Source organism: Poseidonocella sp. HB161398 (assembly GCF_005870025.1).
In the GTDB taxonomy this organism is placed as follows: Bacteria; Pseudomonadota; Alphaproteobacteria; order Rhodobacterales; family Rhodobacteraceae; genus Mangrovicoccus.
The window spans coordinates 26,650-40,355 of record NZ_VATA01000015.1 but is presented as its reverse complement, the minus strand read 5'-3'; the positions used below and the strand labels follow the sequence as shown (position 1 = coordinate 40,355).

The window sequence follows — 13,706 nt, the reverse complement described above, 5'->3', positions numbered from 1 at the left end:
GGCGAAACCGGGGCGCCCTTTCCGCACGAAGGCGGGTCAGCGGATGTAGCTGCCGCCGTTCAGGTCGATGGTTGCGCCGTTCACGGCCATGTTGCCGGGGACCAGGCAGAAGCCGACCGTCGCGGCCAGTTCCTCCGCCGAGACCAGCTTGCCCGTGGGGATGTCTGCGGCGGTGGCGGCATAGCCATGCTCGGCGATATAGGCGTCGGCCATCCCGGCATGGACGAATCCCGGCGAGACGGTGACGGCGATGACGCCGTCCTTCGACCAGTTGCGGGCGACGGATTTCGTCAGGTTGATCAGCGCCGCCTTGGAGGCGCCATAGGGCAGGTAGTCCTCCATGTAGCCGCGCTGCGCCGCGCGGCTGGCGATGGAGACGATCCGCCCGCTTCCCGTTTCGCGGAAATGCGGCAGCGCCGCGCGCAGCAGGTCGGCAGGCGCCAGCAGGTTCACCGCCATCTCCAGCTCCCAGGCATCGCGCCAGGCGGCGTGACCGCCGCCGATCTCGGCGCGGGTGCGCAGCCCGGCATTCATCACCATCCCGTCGATCCGCCCGGCCGCGGCCAGCGCATCCTCCCAGAGCTGCGTCGGCCCTTCGCGCGTCGACAAATCGCCCTGCACGATCCAGCCCGCGCCGCCGATCTCCTGCAGGAGGCTCTCGGCGCGCGCGCTGTTGGCGGCATAGTGGATGCCGACCCGCGCCCCGGCCGCCGCCAGGCAGAGCGTGATCGCCTGGCCGATGCCGCCCGTGGCGCCGGTGACGAGGATGCTCTGCCCGGCAAGGCTGTCGGGCGCCAGGATCACAGCGCCACCTCGGGCAGTTCCGGGAAGCGCGCGCAGAGCTTGGCATAGGCCCCGGTCACGGCCGAGACATCGCCCGGCGCGGCCGGCAGGCTCTCGCCCAGTTCGGCGAAGATCGCGTGCTTGGCGAAATAGCGCCAGTTCACCGGGATCGCCGCCAGGATCGCCGTCAGCGCGGCATAGCGCTCGCGCGTCCAGACCGCCTCATAGGCCTCGCGCGCCGGGCCGAAGCCGGTCTCGGGGCCCCGTGCCGCGGCCATCTCGGCGCGCAGCGCGGCGGTGGCGGCCAGATCGGCCTCGCCCCGGGCATCGACGGTCACGCCGTATTGCAGCCGCGCGTTCTCCACCGAGACGAAGCCCTTGGCGACATCCGCCGCGACTTCCTCGATCGGCCGTTCCAGCGGATCGCCGTAGCCGCCGGCGCCCGGGCCCTGCAGCCGGATCACGTCGCCCGGCTGGCAATGGACGATATCGACCGAGCCGAGCTCTTCGGGGGCCTCGCCGTCGGGGTTGCGGGTGAAGCGCGAGGGCCGGCCCGCCTGGCCGCCCGCGAGCCCCCAGGCGGCGAAGCGCGAGCGGTCGCGGTTGCGCGCCGTGACCATCGACTGCGGCGCGGCCAGCGAGAACTCCATCTCCAGCGCCGAGCCGCCGCGGTAGCGGCCGGGGCCGCCCGAGTCCGGGACGAGCCCGTAGCGGCGGATCTCGATCGGCACCTCGGCCTCGTTGATCTCGACGGGCGTGTTCTTGAGGAAGGACATGTTCGCCCCGCAGCCCTCGGCGCCATCGGCGAAGGGACCGCCGCCCGCGCCGCCCCCCACCGGGCCGATCGAGGCCATGACGGTGCGCCCGTCGCGGGCGGAGGTCCGCACGTTCAGGATCGACACGCCGTTGCCGGGCGAGGCGGGGAGCTTCTCGGGGACGATCTGGGCGAAGGCGCCGAGCACCGCGGTCTGCGCCAGGTTCGACAGCAGCGAGCGCATGCCGACCGCCGCGGGCTTCACCGGGTTGACGACCGAGCCCTCGGGCAGGATCGCCGTGACCGGCCGCACCAGGCCGTAGTTCAGCATCATCGTCGGATCGAGCGCGTAGAGCGCATACATCACGCCCACCATCGCCAGCGAATGGCGCGGATTGCCGCCCGTCGGCATGTTGAGCGAGGATACCAGCTGCGGATCGGAGCCGGTATAGTCGACCTCCAGCTCGTCGCCCTTCACCCGCAGCGTCACGCAGATCCGCACCGGATAGCCGCCGGTCTGGTCCTCGTCGGCATAGTCGGCGAAGAAGTATTCGCCATCGGGCAGGTCCGAGATCACCGCGCGGCTCTGGCGCTCGGCATAGTCCATCAGCTCGTTGAGCCCCGAGCGGAAGCCCTCGGTGCCGAAGCGGCGGGCGATGTCCTGCATCTTGCGCTGGCCGACCTCGGTGCAGGCGATCTGGGCCTGCAGGTCGCCGTGGTTCTGCTCGGGCAGGCGGACATTGGTCTCGATCAGCGCCAGCAGGTCCTCGTTGAGCTTGCCGTCGCGCAGGAGCCGCATCGGCGGGATGCGCAGCCCCTCCTGGTGGACCTCGGTCAGCGTGCGGCTCAGCGAGGCCGGGACCGCGCCGCCGACATCGGTGTTGTGGATGTGGTTGCCGACGAAGCAGACCAGCTCGCCCTCATGGAAGACCGGGCGCCACATGTGCAGATCCGGCGCATGGGTGGCGACGAAGCCCGAATAGGGGTCCGAGACGACGCAGATGTCGCCCTCCTTGTAGTCGAACCGGCCGATCACCCCGGAATAGTCGAGCCCGGTATACCAGGTCGCGCCCATGGTGGTCGGCGAGGCGACGGTCAGCCCCTCGGGGGTGAGGATCTGGCAGGAGAAATCCTCGGTCTCCTTGACGAAGGTCGAATGCGCGGTGCGCATCAGCGTGTAGCCCATGCTCTCGGCGGCCGCGGCGCAGAAATTCGCGAGGACATGGATATTGGCGGAACGCGCCTGGGTGTCGCGGGCCATGGCTCAGGCCTCCTCGGTGATGCGCAGGTTGGCGAAGCGGTCGGTGTCGAGCCGGAAGCCCGGCGGAACGACCGTGGTCGTGTCGTCCTGGAGCACGATGGCCGGGCCGGTGAGCCAGGCGCCGGGCGCCAGATCGGTGCGGCGGTAGAGATTGACCTGGCGCGTGGCGCCGTCGACGCGGATCTCGGTCTGGCCGATCGGGACGGCCTCGGCCTCCACCAGCTCGCCGGTCTGCAGCTGCGGTTTGGCGGTGGTCCCGGCGATGACGAGGCGCAGCGCGATCACCTGGATCGCCGCGTCCTTGTCGGCATGGCCGTAGAGCCGGCGGTGCTCCTCGTGGAAGGCCCCGGCCAGGGCGCTGCCGTCGCCCGCCAGCATCTCGGGGGTCAGCGGCGTCTCGATCTCGAAGCTCTGGCCGCGATAGCGCATCTCGGCCGAATGCAGGAGCGTAAAGCTGCCGGCATGGCCCTGGTCCTCGGCCAGCCATTTCTTTGCGGCGGCCTCCATCTCGGCGAAGGCCTCGCCCAGCGAGGGCAGCACCTCGGGCGCCAGATCGGCATAGACCGTGCGCAGGAAGTCGTTCTTGACGTCGGCGATCAGCCCGCCGAGCGCCGAGAGCACGCCCGGCGTGGTCGGCACCACGACCTCGCGCATGTTCAGCTCGCGCGCCAGGAAGCAGGCAAGCATCGGCCCGGCGCCGCCGAAGGCCAGCATTGAGAAGTCGCGCGGGTCGATGCCGAAGCGCGAGACGAGGCCCGAGACGCCCGCGAACATCGACGAGACCGCGATCTCGATGATCGCCTCGGCAGTGTCCTCGACGCTCTGCCCGGTGGCGGCGGCCAGCGGCTCGATCGCGGCGACGGAAAGCGCGCGGTCGACGGTGACGGTGTCGTAGCCCAGCCCCGAATGGCCGACCATGCCGAGCGCCACGAAGGCGTCGGTGATCGTCGCGCGGGTGCCGCCCTTGCCGTAGCAGGCCGGTCCGGGGGTGCTCCCTGCGCTTTCCGGGCCGACGCGCAGCACGTTCTGGCGGTCGACCCAGGCGATCGAGCCGCCGCCCTCGCCGATCGAGCTGACCGAGACCGAGGGGATGTAGATGCGGAAATCGCCGATCTGCTCGCCGGTGCCGAAGGCGGGCTTGCCGTCCTCGATGATCGCAACATCCGCCGAGGTGCCGCCGATATCGAGGCTCATGCAGTTGCCGATCCCGGCCACGCCCGCGACATAGGCCGCGCCGATCACGCCCGAGGCGGTGCCCGACAGGATCATGTCGACGCACTGGCTCTTGCCTTCCTCGGCGGTCATCAGCCCGCCATTGGACTTAGTCAGCCGCGGCTCCGGCGTGACGCCCGCGCCCTTCAGCGCGGCCTGCAGCTGCGTCAGGTAATGCGCGACCCGCGGCTGGACATAGCCGCCGATGACCGCGGTGATGGTGCGTTCGTATTCGCGGATGATCGGCCAGGTCTTCGAAGACAGGAAGACCGGCAGGCCGGTCGCCTCCTCGACGATGGCCGCGACCTCTTCCTCATGGGCGGCATTGCGGTAGGCATGGAGCAGCGCGATCACCACGCCCTCGGCCCCGGCAGCGGCCGCCGCCAGCGCCGCGGCGCGCACCGCCTCGCGGTCGACCGCGGTCTTTTCGGCGCCGGTGGCGTCGAGCCGGCCGGGGATGCCCCAGACCATGTCGCGGGTGATCAGCGGCTCGGGGCGCTTCGAGAGGATGTTGTACATCTCGGGGATCTTCAGCCGCTCGAGCTCGAGCACGTCGATGAAGCCCTCTGTCGCGAAAAGCGCCAGCTTCAGCCCCTTGCGCTGGATCACGGTGTTGATGCCGACCGTGGTGCCATGGGTGAAATAGCCGATATCGCCGGGCTGGATGCCGTAGAGCTCGCCCGCGCGGGCGATGCCGCGGGTCACTTCGGCGCCGGGCTCGTCAGGGCGGGAAAAGACCTTGAGCGATTTCAGGTCGCCGGTCTGGTCGTTGAAGAACGCGAAATCGGTGAACGAGCCGCCGATATCGACTCCGACACGATAGGACATGGATACTCCGTCAGGAAATGCGGCCGCGCCTCGCGGGGGCCGCGCATAGGCGCCGCGCGAGGGGCGCGGCAGGATCAGGGGAAGGGCGTCAGGCCACGTGTCTGGTTGCGGCCTCCCGGAGCTGGTCAGGGGCGAAATGGCAGGCCGCCTCGCGCGCGGGCGCGACCGGCGCGAGCGGCGGCGCCTCGGCCGTGCAGCGCGCCGTGGCGCGCGGGCAGCGCGGGGCGAAATGGCAGCCGGGCGGCGGGTTCAGCGGCGAGGGGATCTCGCCCTCGATCGGCTTGAACTCGACCAGCGCCTCGCCTTCGGCGGCGATCCTGGGCACGCTGTCGAGCAGTGCGGCGGTATAGGGATGGGCCGGGCGGTCGAAGACCTGCGCGGTCTCCCCCAGCTCGACGATGCGGCCGAGATACATCACCGCGACGCGGTCCGAGACATGGCGCACCACCGAGAGGTCGTGCGAGATGAAGACGCAGGTCAGCTCCAGCTCGCGGCGCAGTTCCAGGAAGAGGTTGATGACCTGCGCCTGGATCGAGACATCGAGCGAGGCGACCGGCTCGTCGCAGATCAAGAGCTTCGGCTGCATGGCCAGCGCGCGGGCGATGGCGATCCGCTGGCGCTGCCCGCCCGAGAACTGGTGCGGATAGCGGTGCGACAGCGAGGGATCGAGCCCGACGCGCCGGAACCAGCCCTCGACATAGCTCTGCGCGCGGGCGGGCGCGACCAGCCCGTGCAGGACCGGCCCCTCGGCCACGGCATCGCCGACCTTCATGCGCGGATCGAGCGAAGCGAAGGGATCCTGGAACACGGTCTGCACCGCGGTCGTGGTCTTCTTGCCGTGCTCCATCACCGGCAGCCCGTCGAGCCGCACCTCGCCGGAGCTGGGCTCGTGGATGCCTGCCAGCAGCCGGCCGAGCGTGGACTTGCCGCAGCCCGACTCGCCCACCAGACCCAGCGTCTGCCCCCTGGGCAGGCGCAGCGAGACATCCGATACCGCCTGCAGCCCCAGCGGGGCCGCGCTGCGGGTCAGCGTGCGGGCGATCTTCTCGCCGAGATTGAGCCGCGGGGAGAAGATCTTGGAGACGCCCTCCACCTTCAGGTACTGGTCGCGGGGCTTCATGAGGCGGCGCGCTCCTTCTGGTCGGTGCGGTCCTGGCCGAGCGGATGGACGCAGCGCCAGGCGCGGTCCCCGGCCGCCGTGGCATCGGGGCGCGCGGCGCAGGCGGACGAGGCGAAGGCGCAGCGCGGCGCGAAGGCGCAGCCCGGCGGCAGCGACAGCAGCGACGGCATGGATCCGGGGATCTGCGCCAGCATCTCGCCCGGGCGCGTGGCCGAGGGCAGGCTGTCGATCAGGCCGCGGGTATAGGGGTGGCGCGGGTCGCGCAGGACGCGGGCCGAGGGGCCCTCCTCGACGATCCGCCCGGCATACATCACGAGGATCCGCGAGGCGAGCGCCGAGACCACGGCCAGGTCGTGGCTGATCCAGATCATCGCCACGCCGTAATCCCGCGCCAGCGCCTTCATCTCGGCGATGATCTGCGCCTGGATCGAGACATCGAGCGCGGTCGTGGGCTCGTCGGCGACGACCACTGCCGGACGGTGCAGCAGCGCGATGGCGATCGCCGCGCGCTGGCGCATACCGCCCGAGAATTCATGCGGATAGGAAGAGAGCCGTTCGCGCGGCGAGGGGATGCCGACGCGGGCGAGCGCCTCGGCGCTCTTCTCGGCGGCGGCGCGGCGGCCAAGCCGTTCATGCGCGGCCAGCGCCATCTCCATCTGCTGGCCGATGGTCAAGAGCGGGTTCAGCGTCGCGATCGGATCCTGGAAGATCATCGCGATCTCCTTGCCGCGGCGCTTCCTCAGCTCCTGCGGGGCCATGCCGACCAGCTCGGTGCCGTTGAGCCTGACCGAGCCGCCGACGATCTGCCCGGGCGCGTCGATCAGGCCCAGCAGCGAGAAGCCGGTGACCGACTTGCCCGAGCCGCTTTCGCCGACAAGGCCGATGATCTCGCCCGGCATCAGCGAGAAGGAGACGCCGTCCACCGCCGGGACGGTGCCTGCGCCGGTGCGGAATTCGGTCCGCAGGCCGGAAACTTCGAGAACGGGGGTCATCGGCGCAGCCTCGGGTTCAGCTGGTCGCGGATCTGGTCGCCCACGATGTTGATGGCCATGATGAGGATGATCAGCATCACGCCGGGATAGACGGAGATCCAGTAGCGGCCGCTCATCATGTAGGGAAAGCCGTTGGAGATCAGCATGCCGAGCGAGGGCTCGGTGACGGGCAGGCCGAGGCCGAGAAAGCTCAGCGTCGCCTCGAGCGAGATCGAGGAGGCGATCTGCACGGTGGCGACCACGATCAGCGGCGGCGCGCAGTTCGGCAGCAGGTGCTTGAACACGACCCGGCGGGCATGGAGCGGGGTGGCGAGCGCGGCCTCGATATAGTCCTTGCGCCGCTCGGAGGTGGCGGCGCCATAGGCGGTGCGGGCGAAATAGGCGTATTGCGCGGCCACCAGCGCCGTGACGAGCTGCGCCTTGCCCTGGCCGAGCAGCGCCGACATCACCAGCGCCAGCAGGATCGCCGGAAAGCTCAGCTGCAGGTCGACGATGCGCATGATCAGGCTCTCGATCCAGCCGCCGGCATAGGCCGCGACCACGCCCAGCGTCGCGCCGATCGCCAGCGCGATGGCGCCCGCCATGACGCCGATCTCGATCGAGATGCGCAGCCCGAAGAGGATCGCCGACAGCAGGTCGCGCCCCTGCGGATCGGTGCCCAGCAGATGCGTGTACCCGCCCGAGCCGACGAAGCCCGGCGGCCGGCGCGCATCCATCAGCGACAGCCCGGCGAGGTCATAGGGGTTCTGCGGCGCGATCAGCGGCGCGAAGATCGCGACGAGGAACAGCAGCAGCGTGACGGCCAGCGCCACGGTGGCGGGGCGGTTGCGGCGGAACTCGCGCCAGAACAGCGTGACCGGCGAGGTCGCGCGCTGGGGAGGGGAGATATCGGTCATGCGCCCTGCCTTCCGGACCGGATGCGGGGGTCGATCAGCGCGAAGACCAGATCGACGGTGAAATTGATCATGACGAAGAGGAAGGCGATCAGCACCAGGTAGGCGACCATCACCGGGCGGTCGAGCACGCCGATCGAGTCGATGATCAGCTTGCCGACGCCGGGCCAGGAGAAGATCGTCTCGGTCACGACCGCGAAGGCCAGCGTGGAGCCGAGCTCCAGCCCGAAGACGGTGATCAGCGGGATCGAGATCAGCTTCAGCACGTGGCGGCGCAGGATCACGCCCTCGGGGATGCCCGCGGCACGGGCGAATTTCACGGTGTCCGACAGCATCACCTCGCGGGTGCCCGCGCGCGCCAGGCGGATCATCATGGCCAGCTTGAAGAGCGCCAGGTTGACCGCGGGCAGGATGATGTGGCTCAGCCCGTCGAGGGTGAGGAAGCTCCACTCAACGCCCCAGAGCGTCACCGTCTCGCCGCGCCCGCCCGCGGGCAGCCAGCCGAGCGAGACCGCGAAGGTCAGGATCAGGATCAGCCCGACCCAGAAGGAGGGCACCGAGAAACCGAGGATCGACAGGCCCATGATCGCCTTGGCGATCCAGCTGTCGGGCTTCACCCCGGCATAGACGCCCAGGCCCACCCCGGCGACGGCGGCGAAGATGATGGAGATCAGGACCAGTTCCAGCGTCGCGGGCAGGCGGCCGCCGATCAGCTCCAGCACCGGCATGTTGTAGACGAAGGAGCGGCCGAAATCGCCATGCAGCAGGTTCCAGGCGAAATGCCCGTATTGCTGCCACAGCGGAAGGTCGAGTCCGAGCCTGCGGATCGCCTCGTCGCGCATCGCCTGGGTGGCGTCGGGCGGGATGACGATGTCGACCGGATTGCCGATGGCGTAGACGCCGACGAAGACGATGACCGACATGACCACCATGACGGCAACCGCCTGGATGGCGCGCTGGATGATGAAACCGAGCATGCGGGGATCAGCTCCGACAATGGGCGCGGCGGCCGGGAAGGGGCACCCGGCCGCCGCTCAGGGGCCTGCCGGTCACTCGGCGGGCTTGATGAAATAGGCGAGGGTCTCGCCGTCGACGCGCGGCGCGTAGTCGAGAAGCCCGGCCTTGGCGGCCCAGACCGACTGCAGCTGCACGATCGGGGTCAGGACGCGGGTCTCGATCGTGTCGGCCATGGCCTCCTGGAACTTGTCGCGGCGGGTGTCCTCGTCCATCTCGGACATCGCGTCCTCGATCTTGGCGTCGAGATCGGGGTTCGAATAGCCCGTCCGGTTATAGGCGCCGAGGCCCTTCTCCTTGTCCGCGCTGTGCACCAGCGAGCCCAGCGTGTAGCCCGCCTCGCCGGTCAGCGTGCCCCAGCCGTTCATCATGACCGAGTAGTCGCCGCGCGCCTGGGCCGGGAAGTAGACCGTCTTCGACAGCGCGTTCACGTTGGTCTCGATGCCGATGGCCGAGAACATCTGGCCGAGGCCCTGGCAGATCGCCGCGTCGCCCGGCAGGCGGTCGCCGGTGCAGTAGAGATCCATCGAGAACCCGTCGGGGAAGCCCGCCTCGGCCAGCAGCGCCTTGGCGCCCTTCGGATCGTAGTCCGGCCAGGGGATGTCGGGGTTCGAGCCGAAGAAGCCCTCGGGCATCAGCTGGTTGGCGGGCTTGCCGAGACCTTCGAGCACGATCTCCACCATGGTGTCGCGGTCGATCGCCTTGCCGAGCGCCTCGCGCACCAGCGGGCTGGTCAGCGGGTTCTCCGGCAGGTCCGAGCCGTCCTTGGCGCGCAGCCCGGGATATTCGTCGGCGCGCTGGTTCAGCTGCAGGTTCATGATGTAGATGCTGTCGCCGACCACGGTGTCGACGCTGCTGTCCTGCTGCAGCGCGAGATAGTCGATCGAGGAGATGTCGGTCGCCAGGTCGACCTGCCCGGATTTCAGCGCGGCAAGCCGCGAGCTGTCATTGGGCATTTCCTTGCGGGTGACATGCTCCCACGGCGCCGGGCCGCGCCAGTAGTCGTCATTGCGTTCCAGCACGAGATCGCCCTTCGGCTCCCAGCTGACGAACTTGTAGGGGCCGGTGCCGATCGTCGCCTTGCCGCTGTTGAAGCCCTCGGCCGAGGTCTCGGGGGTGGAGTAGTCGGCCGCGGCGGTGTGCGAGACGATGAAGAGCCGGACGAAGTCGTTCGGCAGGGTCGGTGCCGGTCCGTCGGTATGGATATGGACGGTCAGCGGGTCGATGATCTCGACGCTGGCGACGCGGCGGACATAGACGGCGGTCGAGGTCGGGCCGGTGACGGCCGGGATCCGCTCGATCGAGAATTTCACGTCCTCGGCGGTGAAGTCCGACCCGTCGTGGAATTTCACGCCCTCGCGCAGCTTGAACTCCCAGGTGGTGTCGTCGATCGGCGTCCAGGAGGTGGCAAGGCCCGGCTCGATCTGCAGATCGCCATTGGCCCAGACCAATGTATCAAAAATGTGCTTCGCCGCTTCGGCATGGCTGCCAAGCGCCGAATAATCGGGGTCGAGAGACTCGGGACCGCCGCGCACGGCGATGGTCAGGTCCTGTGCCCAGACGCTGGACGCGACCAGGAGGGCGGCTGCGGAAAGACCGCCGAGCTTCATGTAGGTCATTGTGTTTCCCTGTTGTTTCCGGCCAGTTGCACGCTCCGGCCCGGTCTGGCGTCTGGCGCCTTTTGGTATCTCCAAGTCTTCGGACAAGCCCCGGACTCGTCAAGGAAACAGCGATAGAAATTTCTTGGCGGGGTTTAAGTAAAACTTATGGGGCATTGGAAACTTTCGGTCTTCCGCGCGGAATTTTCGGCTAAGCCATTGATATTCATTAAGGCACCTGAGGGGATGATTTTTCCGATCATGGATCGGCGTTTCCTTTCCTGTCAAAACCTGTCGAACCGGACGCAAAAAAATTGGGCTCTCAGGCGATCCTTTGGGCTGATCGACCGGGAAAGCCGCGTTGCCTCTGGCGGGGGCGGATTTTCTGTTCTAGCGATTGTGGGCAGATTTCCGGTTCGGGGGACGGATGACACAGGAAAGCCCCTCGCGGGGACAGATCGCGCCGCTTCTGGCGGCGCTCGACCGCGGGCTCGACATGCCGCCCGCCCAGCAGCTCCGCGGCATTCTCGACTATGGCATCCTGACCGGCGCGCTGCGCCCCGGAGAGCGGCTGCCGACCGTGCGCGAGCTGGCCGCGATGGCCGGGCTCGCGCCGATGACCGTGGTCGCCACCTACGGACGGATGAAGCAGGACGGGCTGATCGAGACCCGCGGCAAGGCCGGGACCTTCGTGGCCGAGGGACGGGCAGGGGGACGGGCCGGGGCCGAGACGCTGCGCGGCCTCGCCGAGGAGATCGACCGGCTGCTCCTGCGCGCGGGCGAGCTGGGCATCGGCGGCAGCCAGCTCGCGGGCATGGTCGGGCTGCGCGCGCGGCTGAAGGAAGCGCGGCCGCGGCTGGAGATCCTGCTGGTCGGCATGTTCGACACCGCGGTCGGCGACTACCTGCGGCTGATCCGGCCGCTGCTCGATCCCGGCGACGGCTTCTCGGGCATGGTGCTGTCGGATCTGCGCGCCCGCCCGCCCGCGCGCCGCCCCGACATCGCGCTCAGCCCGATGACGCGCCGCGCCGAGGTGCAGGCGCTGCTGGGCGACGAGACCGAGGTGCTGGCGATGAGCTTCCTGCCCGCGACCGAGACCCGCGTGCGGCTGGCCGCGCTGGAGCCCGGCGCGCGGGTCGTCATGGTCTCGACCCAGCCGCAGCTGGTGCTGCAGATGCGCGCCGAGGCGCTGCGCTTCCTGCCGCATGTCGAGATCCTGCAGTCGCTGACGCTTGACGATCCGCAGCTTTCCGCGGCGCTGGCCGAGGCGCAGGTGGTGATCCATGCCAGCCGCGCCGACAGCGTCCGCGACGGGCTGCGCCCCGACCAGACCGCCATCGAATACCGCTACACGCCGGATCTGGGCGTGCTGCGCAAGGACATCCTGCCCCGGATCGAGGCGCTGCGCGCGCGGCGCACCGGCGGCACAGCGACAGGAGACGAGGGATGCTGATTTCCGAGATGAACTGGATGCAGGCCGAGGCGCATCTGGCCCGCGACGACCGCGCGGTGGTGCCGCTGGGCTCGACCGAGCAGCACGCCTATCTGAGCCTCTCGGTCGATTCCATCCTGGCCTCGAAGATGGCCGAAGAGGCGGCGGCGCCGTCGGAGGCGCTGGTCTGGCCGGTCCTGCCCTATGGCATCACCCCCTATTTCGCCGCCTATCCCGGCACGGTGACGCTGGGGATGGAGACCTATGGCCGGATCCTCGCCGACATCCTGTCGAGCCTGCACCGCGCCGGCGCCCGGCGGATCGTCTTCGTCAACGGCCATGGCGGCAACAACCCGGGCCAGACCGCGGCGATGGAATGGCTGGCGGGCCATCCCGATACCCAGGTGCGCTGGCACAACTGGTGGGCGGCGCCTGCCACCATGGGCACCGTCAAGAACATCGACCCGCTGGCCTCGCATGCCTCCTGGATGGAGAACTTCCCCTGGACGCGGCTGCCCGGCGTCGAGATGCCCGCCGTGCAGAAGCCGATGGTCGATATCGACGCGCTGAAATCCCGCGATCCGGTCTCGGCGCGGATCCTGCTGGGCGACGGCAATTACGGCGGCTTCTACCAGCGCTCGGATGCGGAGATGGCGCAGGTCTGGGCGGCGGGCGTCGCCGAGACCCGCCAGGTGATCGAGGACTGGGCATGAGCGCGCCGGTCCTGATCTGGGGCGCCGGCGCGATCGGCGGCATCCTGGGCGCCTATCTGGCGCGGGCCGGGCAGGAGGTGCTGCTGGTCGATGCCGATGCCGGCCATGTCGCGGCGATGAACCGCGACGGGCTGACGGTCGAGGGGCCGGTCGACGCCTTCACCGTGCCGGTGCGCGCGGCGCTGCCCGAGGAGGTCGAGGGCCGCTTCGATCTGGCCTTCCTCTGCGTGAAGGGGCCGCAGACAGAGGCCGCGGCCGGGCAGCTGGCCCGCGTGCTGGCCCCGGACGGCGCGGGCGTCTCGGCGCAGAACGGGCTCTTCGAGCCCTGGCTCGAGCGGATCTTCGGCCAGGGCCGGGTGATCGGCTGCTTTGTCAACTATTCCGGCGACTACATCGCGCCCGGCCGGCTGCTCTTCGGCAATCGCGGCAAGATCGCCGTGGGCGAGATGGACGGCGCGATGACCGACCGGCTGGCCCGGGTGCAGGCGCTCTTCGCCGTGCTCGACCCCGAGGCAGAGGCGAGCCCGCGGGTGATGGACTATCTCTGGGGCAAGATGGGCTATGGCGCGATGCTGTTCGCCACCGCGCTGACGCCGGCCTCGATGTCCGACAATTTCGCCGCGCCGCGCTTCCGCGGGGTCTTTGCCGGGGTGGCGCGCGAGGTGATGCAGGTGGCCGCCGCCGCGGGGGCAAACCCGCTGGGCTTCAACGGCTACGACCCGGCCGCCTACATGCCCGGCGCCGCGCCGGAGGCGGCGGAGGCCTCGCTCGACGCGCTCGTCGCCTTCAACCGGGCCACCGCCAAGACCCATTCCGGCATCTGGCGCGACATCGCCATCCGCAAGCGCCGCACCGAGGTCGATTTCCAGGTCGGCGCAGTCGTCGCCGAGGCGGAGCGGCTGGGCGTCGCGGTGCCGCTCTGCCGGGCGCTGGCCGGGCTGATCCGCGAGCTGGAGGCGGGACGGCCGCAGGGCTGGGACGTGCTCGAGGAACTGGCCGGGCACCTGCCGGCCGCAGATTGTTCTGCCATAGTATAGCAATGTGCCCCGCGGTCCCATAACCCCGCCCTATGGGATCCGGGCAAATCCATATGCCCCAGAGGCATG

11 protein-coding genes are annotated in these 13,706 nt (G+C 69.6%); 3 read left to right on the top strand and 8 right to left on the bottom strand.

Going from position 1 to position 13,706, the window contains the following annotated elements; translation table 11 throughout:
• Positions 1 to 36 precede the first annotated feature (36 nt).
• From FGX59_RS13565 to FGX59_RS13530, 8 genes are all read right to left on the bottom strand, one after another.
• Positions 37 to 804, bottom strand: coding sequence for an SDR family NAD(P)-dependent oxidoreductase (locus FGX59_RS13565; RefSeq protein ID WP_206078358.1), 768 nt, complete (start codon positions 802 to 804; stop codon positions 37 to 39).
• Positions 801 to 2,798 carry a hydantoinase B/oxoprolinase family protein gene (locus FGX59_RS13560; protein WP_138467152.1) on the bottom strand — a complete coding sequence of 666 codons (1,998 nt, stop codon included), beginning with the start codon at positions 2,796 to 2,798 and terminating at the stop codon, positions 801 to 803. Before FGX59_RS13560 ends, FGX59_RS13565 begins: the two co-directional genes overlap by 4 nt.
• A 3-nt stretch (positions 2,799 to 2,801) precedes the next feature.
• The gene (locus tag FGX59_RS13555) at positions 2,802 to 4,838 is read right to left on the bottom strand and encodes a hydantoinase/oxoprolinase family protein (RefSeq protein WP_138467150.1); all 2,037 of its coding nucleotides are present in this window, start codon (positions 4,836 to 4,838) and stop codon (positions 2,802 to 2,804) included.
• 88 nt (positions 4,839 to 4,926) lie between these two features.
• On the bottom strand, positions 4,927 to 5,958 hold the full coding sequence (locus tag FGX59_RS13550; RefSeq protein ID WP_138467148.1) for an ABC transporter ATP-binding protein: 1,032 nt from the start codon (positions 5,956 to 5,958) through the stop codon (positions 4,927 to 4,929).
• The gene (locus FGX59_RS13545; RefSeq protein WP_138467146.1) at positions 5,955 to 6,950 is read right to left on the bottom strand and encodes an ABC transporter ATP-binding protein; all 996 of its coding nucleotides are present in this window, start codon (positions 6,948 to 6,950) and stop codon (positions 5,955 to 5,957) included. The genes FGX59_RS13550 and FGX59_RS13545 overlap by 4 nt, the downstream gene beginning before the upstream one ends.
• The gene (locus FGX59_RS13540) at positions 6,947 to 7,846 is read right to left on the bottom strand and encodes an ABC transporter permease (protein ID WP_138467144.1); all 900 of its coding nucleotides are present in this window, start codon (positions 7,844 to 7,846) and stop codon (positions 6,947 to 6,949) included. Before FGX59_RS13540 ends, FGX59_RS13545 begins: the two co-directional genes overlap by 4 nt.
• Positions 7,843 to 8,820, bottom strand: coding sequence for an ABC transporter permease (locus FGX59_RS13535; protein WP_138467142.1), 978 nt, complete (start codon positions 8,818 to 8,820; stop codon positions 7,843 to 7,845). Before FGX59_RS13535 ends, FGX59_RS13540 begins: the two co-directional genes overlap by 4 nt.
• 72 nt (positions 8,821 to 8,892) lie before the next feature.
• Positions 8,893 to 10,476: an ABC transporter substrate-binding protein gene (locus tag FGX59_RS13530; protein ID WP_138467140.1), complete on the bottom strand. Its 1,584-nt coding sequence runs from the start codon at positions 10,474 to 10,476 to the stop codon at positions 8,893 to 8,895.
• 406 nt (positions 10,477 to 10,882) lie between these two features.
• Between FGX59_RS13530 and FGX59_RS13525 the strand changes: the two genes are divergently transcribed.
• Genes FGX59_RS13525 through FGX59_RS13515 form a run of 3 tightly spaced genes read left to right on the top strand, consistent with a single transcriptional unit; the run spans position 10,883 to position 13,637 of the window.
• Entirely contained in the window at positions 10,883 to 11,908 is a 1,026-nt protein-coding gene (locus tag FGX59_RS13525; protein WP_138467138.1) for a GntR family transcriptional regulator, read from the top strand.
• Positions 11,902 to 12,600, top strand: coding sequence for a creatininase family protein (locus FGX59_RS13520; protein WP_138467136.1), 699 nt, complete (start codon positions 11,902 to 11,904; stop codon positions 12,598 to 12,600). The genes FGX59_RS13525 and FGX59_RS13520 overlap by 7 nt, the downstream gene beginning before the upstream one ends.
• A complete protein-coding gene (locus tag FGX59_RS13515; protein ID WP_138467134.1) occupies positions 12,597 to 13,637 on the top strand; it encodes a ketopantoate reductase family protein in 1,041 nt (346 codons plus the stop codon). The genes FGX59_RS13520 and FGX59_RS13515 overlap by 4 nt, the downstream gene beginning before the upstream one ends.
• The last annotated feature ends 69 nt before the right edge of the window (positions 13,638 to 13,706 follow it).

Excerpts from the sequence above, each read along its gene's own strand:
- FGX59_RS13560 (WP_138467152.1), bottom strand. The coding sequence starts at position 2,798 with ATGGCCCGCGACACCCAGGCGCGTTCCGCCAATATCCATGTCCTCGCG.
- FGX59_RS13555 (WP_138467150.1), bottom strand. The coding sequence starts at position 4,838 with ATGTCCTATCGTGTCGGAGTCGATATCGGCGGCTCGTTCACCGATTTC.
- FGX59_RS13550 (WP_138467148.1), bottom strand. The coding sequence starts at position 5,958 with ATGAAGCCCCGCGACCAGTACCTGAAGGTGGAGGGCGTCTCCAAGATC.
- FGX59_RS13545 (WP_138467146.1), bottom strand. The coding sequence starts at position 6,950 with ATGACCCCCGTTCTCGAAGTTTCCGGCCTGCGGACCGAATTCCGCACC.
- FGX59_RS13540 (WP_138467144.1), bottom strand. The coding sequence starts at position 7,846 with ATGACCGATATCTCCCCTCCCCAGCGCGCGACCTCGCCGGTCACGCTG.
- FGX59_RS13535 (WP_138467142.1), bottom strand. The coding sequence starts at position 8,820 with ATGCTCGGTTTCATCATCCAGCGCGCCATCCAGGCGGTTGCCGTCATG.
- FGX59_RS13530 (WP_138467140.1), bottom strand. The coding sequence starts at position 10,476 with ATGACCTACATGAAGCTCGGCGGTCTTTCCGCAGCCGCCCTCCTGGTC.
- FGX59_RS13525 (WP_138467138.1), top strand. The coding sequence starts at position 10,883 with ATGACACAGGAAAGCCCCTCGCGGGGACAGATCGCGCCGCTTCTGGCG.
- FGX59_RS13520 (WP_138467136.1), top strand. The coding sequence starts at position 11,902 with ATGCTGATTTCCGAGATGAACTGGATGCAGGCCGAGGCGCATCTGGCC.
- FGX59_RS13515 (WP_138467134.1), top strand. The coding sequence starts at position 12,597 with ATGAGCGCGCCGGTCCTGATCTGGGGCGCCGGCGCGATCGGCGGCATC.